The organism is Mycobacterium sp. NGS49, from assembly GCF_059812565.1.
This window is the reverse complement of record NZ_JCALCX010000025.1, coordinates 80,131-94,915: the sequence shown is the minus strand read 5'-3', so window position 1 is coordinate 94,915 and position 14,785 is coordinate 80,131. Positions and strand designations below refer to the sequence as shown.

16 protein-coding genes are annotated in these 14,785 nt (G+C 67.2%); 6 read left to right on the top strand and 10 right to left on the bottom strand.

Translation table 11 applies throughout. The features are described from left to right. Positions 1–361 (top strand): cupin domain-containing protein (locus AC5Y7D_RS23175; RefSeq protein ID WP_499928080.1); only part of this gene is annotated, 361 nt, incomplete at its 5' end. Between the two features lie 17 nt (positions 362–378). Here the strand turns inward: AC5Y7D_RS23175 and AC5Y7D_RS23170 are convergent. Genes AC5Y7D_RS23170 through AC5Y7D_RS23145 form a run of 6 tightly spaced genes read right to left on the bottom strand, consistent with a single transcriptional unit; the run spans position 379 to position 5,817 of the window. Further along, positions 379–948 (bottom strand): suppressor of fused domain protein, encoded by a 570-nt coding sequence (locus AC5Y7D_RS23170; RefSeq protein WP_499928078.1) that lies wholly within the window; start codon positions 946–948, stop codon positions 379–381. Further along, on the bottom strand, positions 945–2,117 hold the full coding sequence (locus AC5Y7D_RS23165; protein WP_499928077.1) for an ABC transporter ATP-binding protein: 1,173 nt from the start codon (positions 2,115–2,117) through the stop codon (positions 945–947). The genes AC5Y7D_RS23170 and AC5Y7D_RS23165 overlap by 4 nt, the downstream gene beginning before the upstream one ends. A gap of 4 nt (positions 2,118–2,121) precedes the next feature. Further along, on the bottom strand, positions 2,122–2,946 hold the full coding sequence (locus AC5Y7D_RS23160; protein ID WP_499928086.1) for a carbohydrate ABC transporter permease: 825 nt from the start codon (positions 2,944–2,946) through the stop codon (positions 2,122–2,124). Positions 2,947–2,950: 4 nt separating this feature from the next. Then, positions 2,951–3,865, bottom strand: a complete 915-nt coding sequence (locus AC5Y7D_RS23155) for a carbohydrate ABC transporter permease (protein ID WP_499928075.1) — start codon at positions 3,863–3,865, stop codon at positions 2,951–2,953. A 26-nt stretch (positions 3,866–3,891) separates the two neighbouring features. Then, positions 3,892–5,301: an extracellular solute-binding protein gene (locus AC5Y7D_RS23150; RefSeq protein ID WP_499928084.1), complete on the bottom strand. Its 1,410-nt coding sequence runs from the start codon at positions 5,299–5,301 to the stop codon at positions 3,892–3,894. Beyond that, positions 5,302–5,817 carry a YflT domain-containing protein gene (locus tag AC5Y7D_RS23145; RefSeq protein WP_499928074.1) on the bottom strand — a complete coding sequence of 172 codons (516 nt, stop codon included), beginning with the start codon at positions 5,815–5,817 and terminating at the stop codon, positions 5,302–5,304. 148 nt (positions 5,818–5,965) lie between these two features. On the opposite strand from AC5Y7D_RS23145, the gene AC5Y7D_RS23140 reads away from it, so the two are divergent. The 5 genes from AC5Y7D_RS23140 (at position 5,966) to AC5Y7D_RS23120 (ending at position 11,236) form a co-directional block, all read left to right on the top strand. Next, positions 5,966–6,595, top strand: a complete 630-nt coding sequence (locus AC5Y7D_RS23140) for a DUF4190 domain-containing protein (RefSeq protein ID WP_499928072.1) — start codon at positions 5,966–5,968, stop codon at positions 6,593–6,595. A 58-nt stretch (positions 6,596–6,653) separates the two neighbouring features. Then, complete coding sequence (locus AC5Y7D_RS23135; protein WP_499928071.1) at positions 6,654–7,961, top strand: magnesium transporter MgtE N-terminal domain-containing protein; 1,308 nt, start codon at positions 6,654–6,656, stop codon at positions 7,959–7,961. After that, positions 7,958–8,497, top strand: coding sequence for a DUF1003 domain-containing protein (locus tag AC5Y7D_RS23130; RefSeq protein ID WP_499928069.1), 540 nt, complete (start codon positions 7,958–7,960; stop codon positions 8,495–8,497). Before AC5Y7D_RS23135 ends, AC5Y7D_RS23130 begins: the two co-directional genes overlap by 4 nt. Positions 8,498–8,613: 116 nt before the next feature. Beyond that, a complete protein-coding gene (locus tag AC5Y7D_RS23125) occupies positions 8,614–10,041 on the top strand; it encodes a lytic transglycosylase domain-containing protein (RefSeq protein ID WP_499928067.1) in 1,428 nt (475 codons plus the stop codon). Positions 10,042–10,084: 43 nt separating this feature from the next. After that, a complete protein-coding gene (locus AC5Y7D_RS23120; protein ID WP_499928065.1) occupies positions 10,085–11,236 on the top strand; it encodes an Mrp/NBP35 family ATP-binding protein in 1,152 nt (383 codons plus the stop codon). A 16-nt stretch (positions 11,237–11,252) separates the two neighbouring features. On the opposite strand, the gene tatB is transcribed toward AC5Y7D_RS23120, so the two are convergent. The 4 genes from tatB to sigE all read right to left on the bottom strand — a co-directional run bounded on the left by tatB (position 11,253) and on the right by sigE (position 14,735). Continuing rightward, entirely contained in the window at positions 11,253–11,633 is a 381-nt protein-coding gene (tatB, locus tag AC5Y7D_RS23115; RefSeq protein ID WP_499928063.1) for a Sec-independent protein translocase protein TatB, read from the bottom strand. 94 nt (positions 11,634–11,727) lie between these two features. Then, the gene (htrA, locus tag AC5Y7D_RS23110; protein ID WP_499928061.1) at positions 11,728–13,239 is read right to left on the bottom strand and encodes a serine protease HtrA; all 1,512 of its coding nucleotides are present in this window, start codon (positions 13,237–13,239) and stop codon (positions 11,728–11,730) included. A 174-nt stretch (positions 13,240–13,413) separates the two neighbouring features. Further along, the gene (gene rseA / locus AC5Y7D_RS23105) at positions 13,414–13,806 is read right to left on the bottom strand and encodes an anti-sigma E factor RseA (protein ID WP_499928059.1); all 393 of its coding nucleotides are present in this window, start codon (positions 13,804–13,806) and stop codon (positions 13,414–13,416) included. Between the two features lie 149 nt (positions 13,807–13,955). Next, positions 13,956–14,735, bottom strand: a complete 780-nt coding sequence (sigE, locus tag AC5Y7D_RS23100; protein WP_499928057.1) for an RNA polymerase sigma factor SigE — start codon at positions 14,733–14,735, stop codon at positions 13,956–13,958. Positions 14,736–14,785: the final 50 nt, after the last annotated feature.

Below are 14,785 nucleotides of genomic sequence, written 5' to 3'. Positions count from 1 at the left end.
CGGCGTGTCAGGTCGCACGATTCACACTCGGACGCACGTCGGGCGCCGGTGCGCAATGCCGCCCCACTATCACACCGGAATCGTGTTGGGGCACACCATCAGCGGCGCCTGGCGTTATAAAGAGAGCAATTGGATCTCCCGCGCCGGGGACACCGTTTACGAGGTAGCCGGGTCCTCACACGCTCCAGAAAGCTTTGAAGACACGGAGGTGTTCTTTTACCTGGTCGGTGAGCTGTTGTTCCTCGATCAGGACAACAAAATCCTCTGGCAGGAAAACTGCAAGACGTCCCTGGAGCGCTACACCGGCCACTGCGCGGCCCACGGCATTCCCGCCCGTGACCTGACCAGCTGGGACGCCTGAATCAGCCGCTGCGCCGCTCAACTCGGTTGCGCGGCCGGCCGGCCCGGATCCAGCACGTCCACCCCATCATTCAGCCAAGCCTCGCGCATGGCCGCAGCCCCCTTGAGTCGCACCCACGCCGCTTCATTGGCCGTGATGGGCGTGGCGGACAGGAACCGCACGGGGTCGCGAGGCGCGTCGAGCGGGAGATCGGGAATGTCGCTGTGGCCCAGCAATACTGCGGTGAACGGGGCACCTGACCACAACGGCGCGCCCAGGTCGATCAGCGCATCGGGCACCAGCACCACGCCGTCGACGGCCGGCGTGGCCGCCAGCACAGCCAGGGTGCGTACCAGCCCGCTGATCGGACCGGGATCACGCAGGGCCACCACGACTTCGGCACGTGGCCCGCGAACGGTATCGGCGACCATCTCGGTCGGGTCCGTCATCGGATACCTGGAGCAGCCCAGCGACGCGTAGTGCACCACGGCCCGGCCCCGGAAGCGCAGCACCTCGATGGGTTCGGTTCCCAGGAAGGTCACGCTGGCCGAGTCCGGTTCGACATCGAAATGGCGACGCAGGTGGCTGCGCACGATGTCGAGCGTCACGGCGCGGCCGGTACCGTGAGGTTCACACCCGAGTCGGCGTCGAAAACCGCGAGTTTGGCGGGGTCGAAGGCGAACTCGATCGGCTGTCCGATCGCGGCTTTCGACTCGGCGGGAACCCTTGCCACGAACTGGTTTTCATTGACCGCCGATTCGGCGGCGACCTCGTCCAGTCGAGCCGAGTGCACCTGCGGACCCGCGGTGGTGAAATACACGTACTTGTCAGAGCCCAATGATTCCACCAGCTCGACGGTGACTTCGAAGATCAGCGAACCGATCCGTTGGTAACCGTCGATCAGGGCCGCATCCTGAAGGTGCTCGGGCCGCAGCCCCACGATGACGTTCTCCGGCTTGGGGTGTCCGGCGATCACCTGCTGCACCTGCGGCGCCAACGTCACCTCACCGAACGACAGGGCCAGCCCGAACGACGTCAAGTTGGCCGGAAAGAAGTTCATCGCCGGCGAGCCGATGAAGCCGGCCACGAACAGATTGGCGGGCCGCTCGTAAAGCTCCGTGGGCGTGCCGACCTGCTGCGCGATGCCACCGTGCATCACCACAACCCGATCACCCAGCGTCATGGCCTCGGTCTGGTCATGGGTGACGTACACGGTGGTGGTGCCCAGCCGCTTCTGCAGCCGTGCGATCTCGCCGCGCATCTGCACCCGCAGCTTGGCGTCCAGATTGGACAGCGGCTCGTCCATCAGAAACGCCTTGGGCTGGCGCACGATAGCCCGGCCCATCGCCACGCGCTGGCGTTGGCCGCCGGACAACTGTGAAGGACGACGATCCAGCAGCCCGGTGAGGTCCAGGATTCTGGCGGTCTCCTCGACTTTCAGCGCGATCTCGGTCTTCTTCATCTTCGCCAGTGTCAGCGGGAATGCGATGTTCTGCCGAACCGTCATGTGCGGATACAGGGCATAGGACTGGAAGACCATCGCGATGTCGCGGTCCTTGGGCGCCCTCTCGTTGACCCGTTGCCCACCGATCCGCAACTCCCCCGACGAGATACTCTCAAGCCCCGCAATCATATTCAGGGTGGTGGTCTTGCCACAGCCGGACGGCCCGACCAGAATCAGAAACTCGCCGTCGGCGATGGTGATGCTGAGGTCCCGCACCGCCGTATGACCGTCGGGGTAACTCTTGTTGACGTGTTCCAGCACAATCTCGGCCACCGCGCTATCCCTTCACAGCCCCAGAGGTCAACCCGGCGACGATGCGCCGCTGGAAGATGAGAACAAAGACGATAATCGGAATGGTGATCACGATGGCACCAGCCGCGATCGAAGCGGTCGGCTCCTCGAATTGCGAAGTGCCGGTGAAGTTCGCGATCGCCACCGGCGCGGTGATCGCCGCCTTGGTAGCGGTCAACGACAATGCCAGCAACAGATCGTTCCACGCGAAGATGAAGACCAGAATCGCAGCCGTCACCAGGCCCGGCGCCGCCAGCGGCACAATCACCTTGACGAAGGCCTGCCCGGGCGTGGCGCCGTCCATCTTGGCCGCCTTCTCCAAATCCCAGGGTATTTCCCGAAAGAACGCCGAAAGGGTGTAGATCGCCAGCGGCAGCGCAAAGGTGATGTAGGGCAGGATCAACCCCGGCCAGGTGTCGAACAACCCGACCGCGCGCTCGATGTCGAACAACGGCGTCACCAATGAGATCGCGGGAAACATGGTGATCAGCAAGGTCATCCCGATCAAGACTCGCTTGCCCGGGAAGCTCAGCCGCGCAACCGCGTAGGCCGCCATCGCACCCAACACCACCGCGATCACGGTGGTGGTCAAACCGATTCCGATCGAGTTGATCAACGCCGAACTGAAGAAGTCGCCGCGGAAGATGCCGCGATAGTTGTCCAGGGTCACCGATGACGGTATCAACCTGCCGTCCTTGACCATTGACGTCGGCTTGAGCGAGAGGCTGAGGATCCACAGCACCGGCAGCAACGCGTATGCGACCACCAGCACGTCGATCACGGCCCAGAAGGTGGCGCGCCGGGCATCCAACGATTCACCCGCCATCGGCGTCGCTCCCGGGCGCTGAGGCGCCGAACAGCTTGATGAACACGAGCGCGATGATGCCCACACAGAGGAAGATCAGCACGCTGATGGCCGAGCCCAGGCCCACGTTGAAGCCTTTGAACAGGTTGTCGTAGCCCAGGATCGAGACCGAACCGGTGTTGTTGGCGCCGGCGGTCAGCACGTAGATGTTGTCGAACACGCGAAACGCATCCAGGGTCCTGAACAGCAACGCCACCACGACCGCCGGCTTGATGATCGGCAAGATGATCCTGGTCAACCGCCGCCAGGCGTTCGCGCCGTCGACCTGCGCCGCCTTCAACAGGTCCTCGGGCACCAACGCCAAACCGGCCAGCAACAACAGGGCCATGAACGGGGTCGTCTTCCACACCTCGGCCAGCACAACTATGGCCAGCGACGAAATCTGGTGTGTCAGCGGCGCACTCCCGTCGGGCAACAGGTTGGCCAGGTAGCCGGTGCCCGGTGTCCAGGCGTAATACCAGCTGTAGGACGCGACCACCGTGACGATGCCGTACGGGATCAGCACCGCGGTGCGCACCAATCCTTTCCCGACCAGCGTGCGGTGCATCACCAGCGCCAGCGACAGACCAAGCACGAACTCGAAGGTCACCGACACCACGGTGATCCCCAGCGTCACGCCCAGGGCGGTCCACCAGTACCGATCGGTCAGGATCGTCTGGTAATTGCCCAGGCCGACGAATGCAGTGTCGCTGGGCATAGCGAGGTTGTTGCGCTGCAGACTCAACCACATCGCGTAGCAGATCGGATAAGCCGTCACCACCAGCATCAGCGTCACCGCGGGCGCGATGAGGAGATAGGCCAACCGCCGCTCGGGCGACCACATGACGCCGCTCTCCCCCGCACGCGGGAGGTGCCCCCTCCTCATCGCTTCGCTCTGCATCGTCGCCGGCGTCACGGCAGCAAGCCCTTGCCGTCGATGGCTTTCTGTACCTGCACCACGAGTTCGTCCGCCGTGCGCTCCGGGTCGATCGCGGTGATCGGGCTCAACGCCGAGGCCAGCCGGATGGAGACCGCCTGGTACGCCGGCGTCGCGGGCCGCACCGCAGCGTCGGTGAGCTGTTGGCGGATGGCGCCGTACATCGGGTATTTGGCCTGGAACTGAGGGTCGGAGTAGAGCGAGCTCCGCACCGGGGGCAGCCCGCCTTCAAGCGCGACGTACTTCTGGTTCTGCAGGTTCCGCACGCACCGGACCGCTTCGAACGCCTCGCCGCGATGACGGCTGGTGCTGGCGACCGCCAGATTCAGCCCACCGATCGTCACCTTGGCCGGCTGTCCGGCCACCACCCCGGGGTAGCGGGCGAAACCGAACACCTTCCGGCTGGCGGTGTAGGCGATATCGAACTGTTCGTCGCTGGGCGCGAACGTGCCGACACCGTTGATGCTGCCGGCCAACTCGGGCTCGCGGTTGAGCGGCAGAAATGCCACACCGCCTTTGACCGCATTCTCCAGCATGGAGGCCAGCACGTAGGGCCAGTTCACCTCGAGCGCGGCTCTGCCCTGCTCGACCGCCAGCCGCGCGGCGCCCTCGTCGCTGCGGGTGATCGACGGGTCGGCCCCCGGCGCGGTGGCCACCGCCTTCAGAATCCGCAAGGCAGCCACCGTGGCGGCGCGATGCTCAGGGGTATCGGTGAGCGTGACACGTTTGCCGTCGTCCGAGAGCACCTGGCCGCCGGCGCTGACCAACAGCGTGTTGAACCACACCACCAGCCCTTCGGATTCGTTGGCCTGCACGGCGATCCAGCTGGGCTCGCCGGCCGCACGCAAGCGAGCCGCCTCGGCCACCATGGCGCCCCAATCGCGCGGCGGCTGGGGCACCAAATCGGTTCGGTACCAGAGCAATTGGGTGTTCGTGGTGACGGGGGCACCGTACACCCGGCTGTTCCAGGTAGCCGTCTTGAGCGGGCCCGGCAGGGTGTCGGCGATGGCGTCGGACTCGGTCAGTCCGGACGGGTCGTCGGACAGTGGCAGCGCCCACCCCGCTTCGGCGAACTCCGCGGTCCACACCACGTCGAGCGCCATCACGTCCAGGGTGTGGTCGTGCCCGGTGAGCCGGCGGGAGAGCTGCAGCCGTTGCTGGTCGGGCGATCTGGCCAGGCTCACGTGCTCGATGCGGTATCGGCCTCCGGCCTGCTGGGTGCAGCGCTGGGCCACTGCGGTGAATGTGGCCCCGTCAGTGGCCGGCGTGTAGAAGCTGATCACCAGACCGCGACCGGCGGAGCCGCAAGCGCAAATCACCGACGCCGTGGTCAGCGCCGCCAACAAAACTGCACCGCACCGCCGCACGCGACGATTCACCACCAGCTAGATCGCCAAACGCGCCAGCAGATCTCGCGCTCGCTCAGCGTTCTGCGGGTCGCACAACACGTCGTAGCGACCGGCCACCAACTGCATGGTGGAGCTGAAGTCCCTGGTTCCGCGCGCCATGGCGTACGGGACCGCCGAGGTGATCAGCCCGAAGAAAACTCCCGCGACCAGGCCGGTGATCAACGCGCCCCAGGGGTTGGGGCTGAAGAAGCCGAGCACCAAGCCGATGAACAGCCCGAGCCAGGCACCGCTGAGCACTCCGCCACCGAGTACCTTGCCCCAGGACAAACGCCCGGTCACGCGCTCCACCTGCATCAGGTCAACGCCGACAATGGTGACCTGCTGCACCGGGAATTCCTGGTCGGAAAGGTAGTCGACGGCACGCTGCGCCTCGACGTACGTCGGATACGAGCCGACCGGCCATCCTTTCGGGGGCGTCGGCAATGCGGGCACATTGCGCCGGCCCGAGGCTGCGCCGGCGGGTGGTTGTCCGGGTTGGAAGGGGCTAGTCATCGGTCCTCATTCTCCTCCTGCCCGGCCTTTACCGCAGCCATCGTTTCATCTCGGCCACCGAGACGCACATTTCGCCTGGCACGGACGTCCCCCCGCGGGCCACGTCGCCGCCGGACCCGGTGCCCGCCCATACGCTACGTTCATCACCATGACAGCTCCCGGCGACTCCTCCGGCGAGGCCAAGGACAACGCGTTCCAACCGGCTGAGCAGCCGGTTTCTGATGCTCCCTGGGCATCGCCGTCGTCGTCTCCGGTGGCGGACTACCTGCCTCCGGTGGACTTTCCGCCCACCCAGGCGGCCCCGCTGCCCGGCTACCCGCCCGACCCGGGGGCCGGATACCCGCCCGACCCGGGGGCCGGCTACCTGCCGCCCAATCCGCCGCCCGGCTACGCACCACCCGGATACCAGCCTTACGGCGCGCCGCCCCCCGGCTTCGCCGACTACGGCGGCCCAGCGGCTTATCCGCCGCCGGCCATGCCCAGCCCCTACGGCGCTTATCCCGGTGGCTACTACCCGGGGACTGACTACGGCGGCGGTTACGGCGCGGTGCAGTCCGGCATGAACACCATGGCGATCATTTCGCTGGTTGCCGGCATCGTCGGCATCTTCTGTTGCGTCGGCTCGCTGGTGGGCGTCGTATGCGGCACCATTGGCATCAATCAGATCAAGCAGACCCGCGAAGACGGCTTTGGTCTGGCGGTCACCGGCATCGTCATCAGCGCCGCGACGATCCTGGTGTACTTCATCGCGGTGATGTTCAGCATCGGTTCGCGCTAGGTTCCGCATGGCCCGCCCCGACCTGCCGATCGGGGCCTCGCTGCCTACGCTCTGTCCTATGGCGTCGGTCAACAGGGTGTACGTGGCGCGGCTGCCGCGGATGATGGTGCTCGGCCCCCTCGGCGAGTCTTTCGGGCGCGTCCGCGACGTGGTGATCAGCATCAGCATCGTCCGCCAACAACCGCGGGTGCTGGGCCTGGTCGTCGATCTCGCGACACGGCGCAGCATCTTCATACCGATCCTGCGAGTCGCGGCGATCGAGCCCAACGCGGTGACACTGAGCACCGGCAATGTGTCGCTGCGCCACTTCGAGCAACGGCCCGGCGAGGTGCTGGCCATGGGGCAGGTGCTCGACACCCAGGTCAGGGTCAGCGACCCCGACTTGCCAGACCTGGCCGGCGTGGACGTCGTGGTCACCGACCTCGGTATCGAGCAAACCCGCACCCGCGACTGGGTGGTGACCAGGGTGGCGGTGCGCACGCAACGGCGACTGGGTCGGCGCGGCCCGGTGCACGTCGTGGACTGGCAGAACGTGCACGGTCTGACGCCCTCGGCGCTGGCCATGCCCGGTCAGGATGTGGCACAACTACTCCACCAGTTCGAGGGACGGCGGGCCGTCGACGTCGCCGACGCCATCCGCGGGCTTCCCACCAAACGCCGTTACGAGGTGTTCAAGGCACTCGACGACAACCGGCTGGCCGACATTTTGCAGGAGTTGCCAGAACTCGACCAGGCGGAAGTCCTGGCTCATCTGGGCACCGACCGCGCGGCCGACGTACTCGAAGAGATGGATCCCGACGACGCCGCCGACGTGCTGGGCGTACTCAACCCGACCGATGCCGAGGTGTTGTTGACCCGGATGGATCCGGACGATTCCAACCCGGTGCGACGGCTGCTCAAGCACTCCCCCGACACTGCAGGGGGATTGATGACGTCCGATCCGGTGGTGCTCACCCCCGACACCTCGGTCGCCGAGGCGCTGGCCCGGCTGCGCGATCCCGACCTGACCCCCGCGCTGGCCTCGATGGTGTTCGTCACGCGCCCACCGACCGCCACGCCGACGGGCCACTACCTGGGCTGCGTGCACCTGCAACGACTGCTGCGCGACCCGCCCGCCGAACTGGTGGGGGGCATAGTCGACACCGACCTGCTCACGCTGTCGCCGGAAACCCAGTTGGGCGCGGTCACCCGCTATTTCGCCGCTTACAACCTGGTCTGCGGCCCGGTGGTCGACGACCAGAACCACCTGTTGGGCGCGGTGACGGTCGATGACCTGCTGGACCATCTGCTGCCGCATGACTGGCGGGTGGATGTCCAGCAGCTCGACCCCGCCGGCAGGCCACCAAGAACCGGAGAAGCCTGGTGAGCAAGTCACAAACGCCGCGGCGGCTGTACACCCCGCGGACCTCGCGCCGCTACGCGCCCCGGGTGGATCCCGAGACGGTGGGGCAGTTCACCGAATCCATCGCGCGGTTCTTCGGCACCGGCCGCTACCTGCTGCTGCAGACGCTGGTGGTGATCGCCTGGATCGCGATCAACATGATCGCCATCCGCTGGCAGTGGGACCCCTACCCCTTCATCCTGCTCAACCTGGCGTTTTCCACCCAGGCGGCCTACGCGGCGCCGCTGATCCTGCTCGCCCAGAACCGGCAGGAGAACCGCGACCGGGTCACGGTGGACGAGGACCGCCGGCGCGCGGCACAGACCAAGGCCGACACGGAATACCTGGCCCGCGAGTTGGCGGCACTACGACTGTCCATCGGCGAGGTGGTGACTCGCGACTACCTGCGCCACGAACTGGAAGGGCTACGGACAATGCTGGCCCACTTGCAGCCCGCCGCACCGGAAACCGGGACGCGGGATTCGGACACCGCCGAACGTCGTGCGAAGAAATCCGGCTGAGAATCAAGTCCACCATTGCGCAACTCCCGTGACGAGAGTTATGTATGGTGATCTAGTTCACGAAGCTAACAAGTGGTCAGTTTCCCGGCGGCTCACAGAATTTGAGGACGGTCGAGGTGCGCATAGGGGCAGGCTGGGTTGACAACTCGGCCGTCGCGAAGGTGCGGCAGACGGCACTTCGCGTCACACGCACTCCGGTCTTCGGCGTCGTCATGATCTCCCCGTTGATCTTCGCCAGCGCGGTCGGCGCCGCGGCGCCCACCTCCCACGGAAAGCCCCAGCCGCTTCGTGCCGCCATCACACCGGTGGCCGCGGTGGGTCCCGCCCCCCGCATCGACCTGTCCGGTCCGACCGTCATCTCCATCCAGCGGGTACCGACCAGCTTCCACGTCGCAGCGGCCAGCAGTTCCGCGCCGCCGCCCCCCACGGTCGTGAATACGCCCGGCGCACTTGGGATTCCAATCATGGCCCTGTCGGCCTACCGGAATGCCGAGCAGAAGATGGCGGGTGTGGCACCGGCCTGCGGTGTGAGTTGGAACCTGCTCGCCGGCATCGGGCGCATCGAGTCGGGGCATGCGGGCGGCGGCGCCGTCGACGCCCGCGGCACCGCTACCAACCCGATTTACGGCCCGGCGCTGGACGGCACGCTGCCCGGCAACGAGGTCATCATGCAGCGGGACCAGGGCAACCGCGTGACGTATGCCCGCGCGATGGGCCCGATGCAGTTCCTGCCCGGCACCTGGGCCCGCTACGCCGTCGACGGCGACGGCGACGGTGTGCCCGACCCGCAGAACCTGTTCGACTCCACGCTGGCCGCTGCCCGGTACCTGTGCAGCGGCGGGCTCAACCTGCGGGACCCGTCGCAGGTGATGGCCTCGATCCTGCGCTACAACAACTCGATGTCCTACGCCCAGAACGTGCTGGGCTGGGCTGCCGCGTACGCGACCGGCGTGGTTCCGGTCGACCTGCCACCGATCACCGGCCCGCCGCCCCCGATCGGTGACGCGCACCTCGAGCATCCCGAGGGGCTCGGTCCCAACCTGCCCCTGAATGTCACCGGTCTGGGCGTCGGCGACCCGATGGGTCAGCACATGCCGCTGATCGACTTCGGGCAGCCGCAGATCATCTCCCAGTATCCGAACTCGCTGTACCCGAACCCGCAAACGCCGATGTGGCCGTGGCTGCCGCCGCAGATGCAGCCGCCGGCTCCCGCGCCGGTGGCCACACCGGGCTGCACGTTGATCTGCATCAGCTCGCAGACCCCTGACTCGCTGCCGCCGGGCGCCGGGCCGATCCCCAACGGCGGGATCGTCATCGCACCCGCGGCTCCCCCGGCCCCACCGGCATTCCCCGACCCGTTCGCCGCACCGGCACCCCCGGTCGCGCCCCCGGCACCTGCCGCGCCGGAGGTACCCGCAGCGCCCGCGCCACCGGCACCGCCGGCCCCAAGGACGCCCAACGGGCCACCTGCGCCCAAGCCTGCCGGCCCGGCCCAGCCCAGCCCGCCGGCTCCCGGCGAACCTGTGCTCGCCCCGGTCAGCTGACCGTCCGGGAGGCCAGCGGCCGAGCCGCCTACACTCGGCGTTGATGTCCGCAACCCAAGATGACGCAGCCGATCTGACCACCGCTATCCGCTCGGCGCTGGCCAAGGTGATCGACCCGGAGCTACGGCGCCCCATCACCGAGCTCGGGATGGTCAAGAGCATCGATCTGGGCGCCGACGGCGGGGTGCACGTCCAGATCTACCTGACCACCGCCGCCTGCCCGAAGAAGACCGAAATCAGTGACCGGGTGACGCAGGCGGTCACCGACGTGCCCGGGACGGGACAGGTCCGGGTCAGCCTGGACGTGATGAGCGACGAGCAGCGCACCGAGCTGCGTAAGCAACTGCGTGGGGATGCCGCCGAGCCCGTCATCCCGTTCGCTCAGCCCAGCTCGCTGACCAGGGTGTACGCGGTGGCTTCCGGCAAGGGCGGCGTCGGGAAGTCCACCGTGACGGTCAATCTGGCCGCGGCGATGGCGGCGCGCGGCCTGTCGGTCGGCTTGCTGGACGCCGATATCCACGGGCACTCCATTCCCCGGATGATGGGAACCACGGACCGGCCGACTCAGGTGGAGTCGATGATTCTGCCGCCCATCGCCCACGACGTGAAGGTCATCTCGATCGCTCAGTTCACCAAGGACAACACCCCGGTGGTGTGGCGTGGGCCGATGCTGCACCGCGCGCTGCAGCAGTTCCTGGCAGACGTGTACTGGGGCGACTTGGATGTGCTGCTGCTCGACCTGCCACCCGGCACCGGTGACGTCGCCATCTCGCTGGCGCAACTACTGCCCAACGCCGAGATCCTGGTCGTGACCACTCCCCAGCTGGCCGCCGCCGAGGTGGCCGAGCGGGCCGGCAGCATCGCGATACAGACTCGTCAGCGCATCGCGGGTGTGGTGGAGAACATGGCCGGTCTCACGCTGCCGGACGGCACCACGATGCAGGTGTTCGGCGAGGGCGGCGGCCGGCAGGTTGCCGAACGGCTGTCTCGCGCCGTAGGCGCTGACGTGCCCCTGCTGGGGCAGATACCGCTGGACCCCGCACTGGTGGCCGCCGGTGACGCGGGCGTGCCCGTGGTACTCAGCACGCCCGATTCCGCCGTGGGCAAGGAATTGGCGCGCATCGCCGACGGCCTGGCTGCGCGGCGTCGGGGCCTGGCGGGCATGTCGCTGGGGCTGGATCCGACCCGCCGCTGAGCATTCCGGTGCCGGGCTAGGTGGCGTCCGAGTCGAACGGCGTGCGCTCGGGGGTCGGCGGCGACTCGGGTGGCTTGGCGGGCGGGGTTTCCGGCGCCGGATCGTCGAAGTTGCCGGTGAAGATGGAATCGTCGCCGTCGAGGAGATGCTTGGTCAGGGCGGCGCGTGGCGTCATACCTCGCAATTTCTGCAGCTCGCTGAGTTGGCCGCGGATATCGTCGAACTCCGGACCCATGTCCTCGCGCAGCTGGTTGCTCACACCGCTGAGGTAGTCGCGGGCCTGCCGCAGGGCACCCGCCGTCCAGCGGATCGCACCGGGCAGCCGTTCGGGCCCGAGCACCACCAGCCCGACCACGACGAGTACGAGCATCTCCCCCCAGCCGATGTTGGCGAACATCAGGTCGGGTGACCCGTCCCCCGCAAGCGGGTGGGGGTACCTCCCACTAGCGGGGGCGTGCCCGCAGCTCCGGGCTGCGCCGCGCTTGCGATCATCACGAGCTGGTATCGGGGTCTGGCTTGACCGTCAGCGTGACACGGCGGCCGTCGCGGACCACCTCGATCTGCGCGTCCTGACCGATCGTCAGCTGCCGCACGGCGACGACGGCTTCATCGGAGTCGGCGACCTTGCGGCCGCCGATCTTGACGATCACATCGTTCTCCAGAATCCCGCCCTTCTGCGCGGGTCCCCCTGCCTTGACGTTGGCGACCTGCGCACCCGAGGCGATTGCGTTGCTCACTGACCGGGTGCTGATGCCCAGCGTCGGGTGGACGATCTTGCCGTCCTTGATCAGCGTCTGGGCGACCAGCTTCATCTCGTTGACCGGGATCGCGAAGCCGAGTCCGCTGGCGCTGTCGGATAGCGACTTGCCGGCGGTGTTGATGCCGATGACCTGGGAGTCCATGTCGATCAGCGGACCACCCGAGTTGCCGTGGTTGATCGATGCGTCGGTCTGGAGGGCGTCGATCACGGTGTCGGTGTCCGAGCCCTCGCCCGACAACGGGACCGGGCGGTGCAGGGCACTGATGATGCCGTGCGTCACCGTGCTGCGCAGACCCAGCGGAGCACCGGCCGCAAGCACTTCGTCGCCGACCCGCACCTTGTCGGAGTCACCGAGCCGGGCCACGCTCAGGTTGTCGACGTTGTCGACTTTCAGGACGGCCAGGTCGGTCTTGGGGTCGCGGCCCACCAGGCTGGCGGGCACTTCCTTGCCGTCGTTGAACACCACCGTGGTCTTGAACTGGCTGGGGTTGGTGGCGGCTTCGGAGATGACGTGGTTGTTGGTGACGATGTAGCCCCGACCGTCGATGACGACGCCGGAACCCTGCATGCCTTCCTGGTCACTCTTGGACTCGACGGTGACGACGGAGTCGGCCACCGCGGCCGCCACCTTGGTGAACCGGCCGGCGGGCTCCTCGGCGTTGCCCGCGGTCGACAACGTCACCTTGGAGGTGGTGAACGCTTCGACCACCTCGGCGGTCTTTCGCCCGATGACCCCGCCGAGTGCGCCGATCACCAGAGCGATAAGCAGCAGCACCGCCAGCGCGACGTAGGACACCTTGCCGCCGAACAGGACGTCGCGGACACCGAGCTTGCCGGTGTGTCGCAGCTCGCCGTGAGTCACCACCGGCGGCAGCGCCGGGGTGCCCAGCGCGGCGGCCGCGCCCGGATCGCGCCACGGGTCGTCGGGCTCGTCGGGCGCACCGTTCTTCTCGCCCGCCAGCGCGGCGGCATCGATCGGGTGACGCTGCAACGTCTCGGTGCCGCCGTAGGGCCGGCCGAAGGCCTCGGCCAGCACCGGGTCGGCCGGCCGCTCATGGGGCCTGAATTCGGACTGCTCCTGAAACTTCTGCGGACGCACGCGTTCGGCGACAAAAGAGCCCTGCTGCCCGGCGGGACGGCCGAACGTCTGACGCGACCCGGGGTCGACCGGAGGCCGATAGATGGGGCGTGGCGCCAGCCGTTCGGTGTCCCGGCCGCTGTTGTTGCCTTCGTCGGAGGTCACGGTTCCTCTTCTAGATCCATTACAGAACTCATTGCAGAGCCCGGCGCCGGGCCGTTTGTGCAGCAAAAGACCGCACGGCCCTGGGAGTCATGTTCGTGTCCACCCTAGTATCCACGGATCCGTGCCGGTCGGCATGAACCCACGCGAAGACCGACGCAGGCGGGCAGGCTCGAGCTAACGACGCTTGCGCTGATCACGGACCTCGCGCTCGGCGACCTTGTCCGCGAGCGGCAGGGCATCGTCGTGCGGGTAGTGCGGTATCTCCGACAGCAGCCCCAGCAGCGAACTGGGGATGCGGATGGGCTGCGAGTCACGCAGTGCGGCGCGGGCGCGGCTGTGGTCGTCCACTTCGGCGGCGCACTGCGGGCACAGCGAGAGGTGATGCGCTGCGCGCAAATGTGCGTTCATGCGTAGCTCGCCGTCCACGAAGGCCGCGATGGCCTCGAGGGAGAGATGTTCGGTGGACCCGAAGCGACGCGGCGCGCCTACCGGGGCGTCGCTCTGGGAGGCGAATTGGGCGGGGAGCCAGGAGAAAGCGCGCCGAAAGACATCTCCCCGGTCGGCCATCACCAGCTCCTTTCGCGCCCTTTCAAGCCATTTGTATCTCGAATGTAGCGCGGCATGCTGCGTGATAACCATGATCGGCCTGAGAACCCCACATTTCGGAACCGGTTGGCAACCGTGCAGTGGCCGAAATGATGATTCGGCCAGGTGACTTAGCTGGCCGTTCGGATCGATCGGTCGTCGAGCGCCAGACCGTGTTCGGGATGGGCGGCGAGATAGTCGCGCAGCGCTTGGCGCCCGCGGTGGATCCGGCTGCGAACCGTGCCGAGCTTGACGCCCAGCGTGGCGCCGATCTCCTCATAGGACAGGCCTTCGATATCGCACAGCACCACCGCGGCACGAAACTCCGGCGGCAGGGAGTCAAGCGCCGCCTGCAAATCCGGACCGAGCCGGGAGTCGTGGTAGATCTGCTCGGGGTTGGGCTCGTCGGCGGGCACCCGGTCGTAGTCCTCGGGCAACGCCTCCATCCGGATGCGCGCCCGGCGGCGGACCATGTCCAGGAAAAGATTCGTGGTGATGCGGTGCAACCAGCCTTCGAACGTGCCGGGCTGGTAGTTCTGGACAGACCGGAAAACCCTGATGAAGGTCTCCTGGGTCAGGTCCTCGGCGTCGTGCTGGTTGCCCGAGAGCCGATAGGCCAGCCGGTACACCCGGTCGGCGTGCTGACGCACCAGCTCGTCCCACGACGGCATGGTGGCCTTGTCGCCGGTCGCGTCGAAAACCGCGGTTCCCAGCAACGTGTCAGAGGGTTCCACCCAGTCGTCGACCGCAATCTGTTGCGGGTGCGACATGGTGGTCGGGCTCAAAGTGGTGATGTTCGGTCCTTCCGGGTTCGTCCTGCCATCCAGGGTTGGCATTTCTCCACTGGACGAAACACGAAGTTGCCATTCCGTATTCCCGCTGTCGTCGCCCCAGAGTGCACCGCGTTCCATAGGGCCTACCGTCGCCTACCCGCGTGTGGGCGACTTATGAGCAGTCTGAG

Coding starts and splice junctions, on each gene's coding strand:
- AC5Y7D_RS23155 (WP_499928075.1), bottom strand. CDS start 3,865: ATGAGGAGGGGGCACCTCCCGCGTGCGGGGGAGAGCGGCGTCATGTGG.
- AC5Y7D_RS23145 (WP_499928074.1), bottom strand. CDS start 5,817: ATGACTAGCCCCTTCCAACCCGGACAACCACCCGCCGGCGCAGCCTCG.
- AC5Y7D_RS23140 (WP_499928072.1), top strand. CDS start 5,966: ATGACAGCTCCCGGCGACTCCTCCGGCGAGGCCAAGGACAACGCGTTC.
- AC5Y7D_RS23135 (WP_499928071.1), top strand. CDS start 6,654: ATGGCGTCGGTCAACAGGGTGTACGTGGCGCGGCTGCCGCGGATGATG.
- AC5Y7D_RS23120 (WP_499928065.1), top strand. CDS start 10,085: ATGTCCGCAACCCAAGATGACGCAGCCGATCTGACCACCGCTATCCGC.
- tatB (WP_499928063.1), bottom strand. CDS start 11,633: ATGTTCGCCAACATCGGCTGGGGGGAGATGCTCGTACTCGTCGTGGTC.
- rseA (WP_499928059.1), bottom strand. CDS start 13,806: ATGGCCGACCGGGGAGATGTCTTTCGGCGCGCTTTCTCCTGGCTCCCC.
- sigE (WP_499928057.1), bottom strand. CDS start 14,735: ATGGAACGCGGTGCACTCTGGGGCGACGACAGCGGGAATACGGAATGG.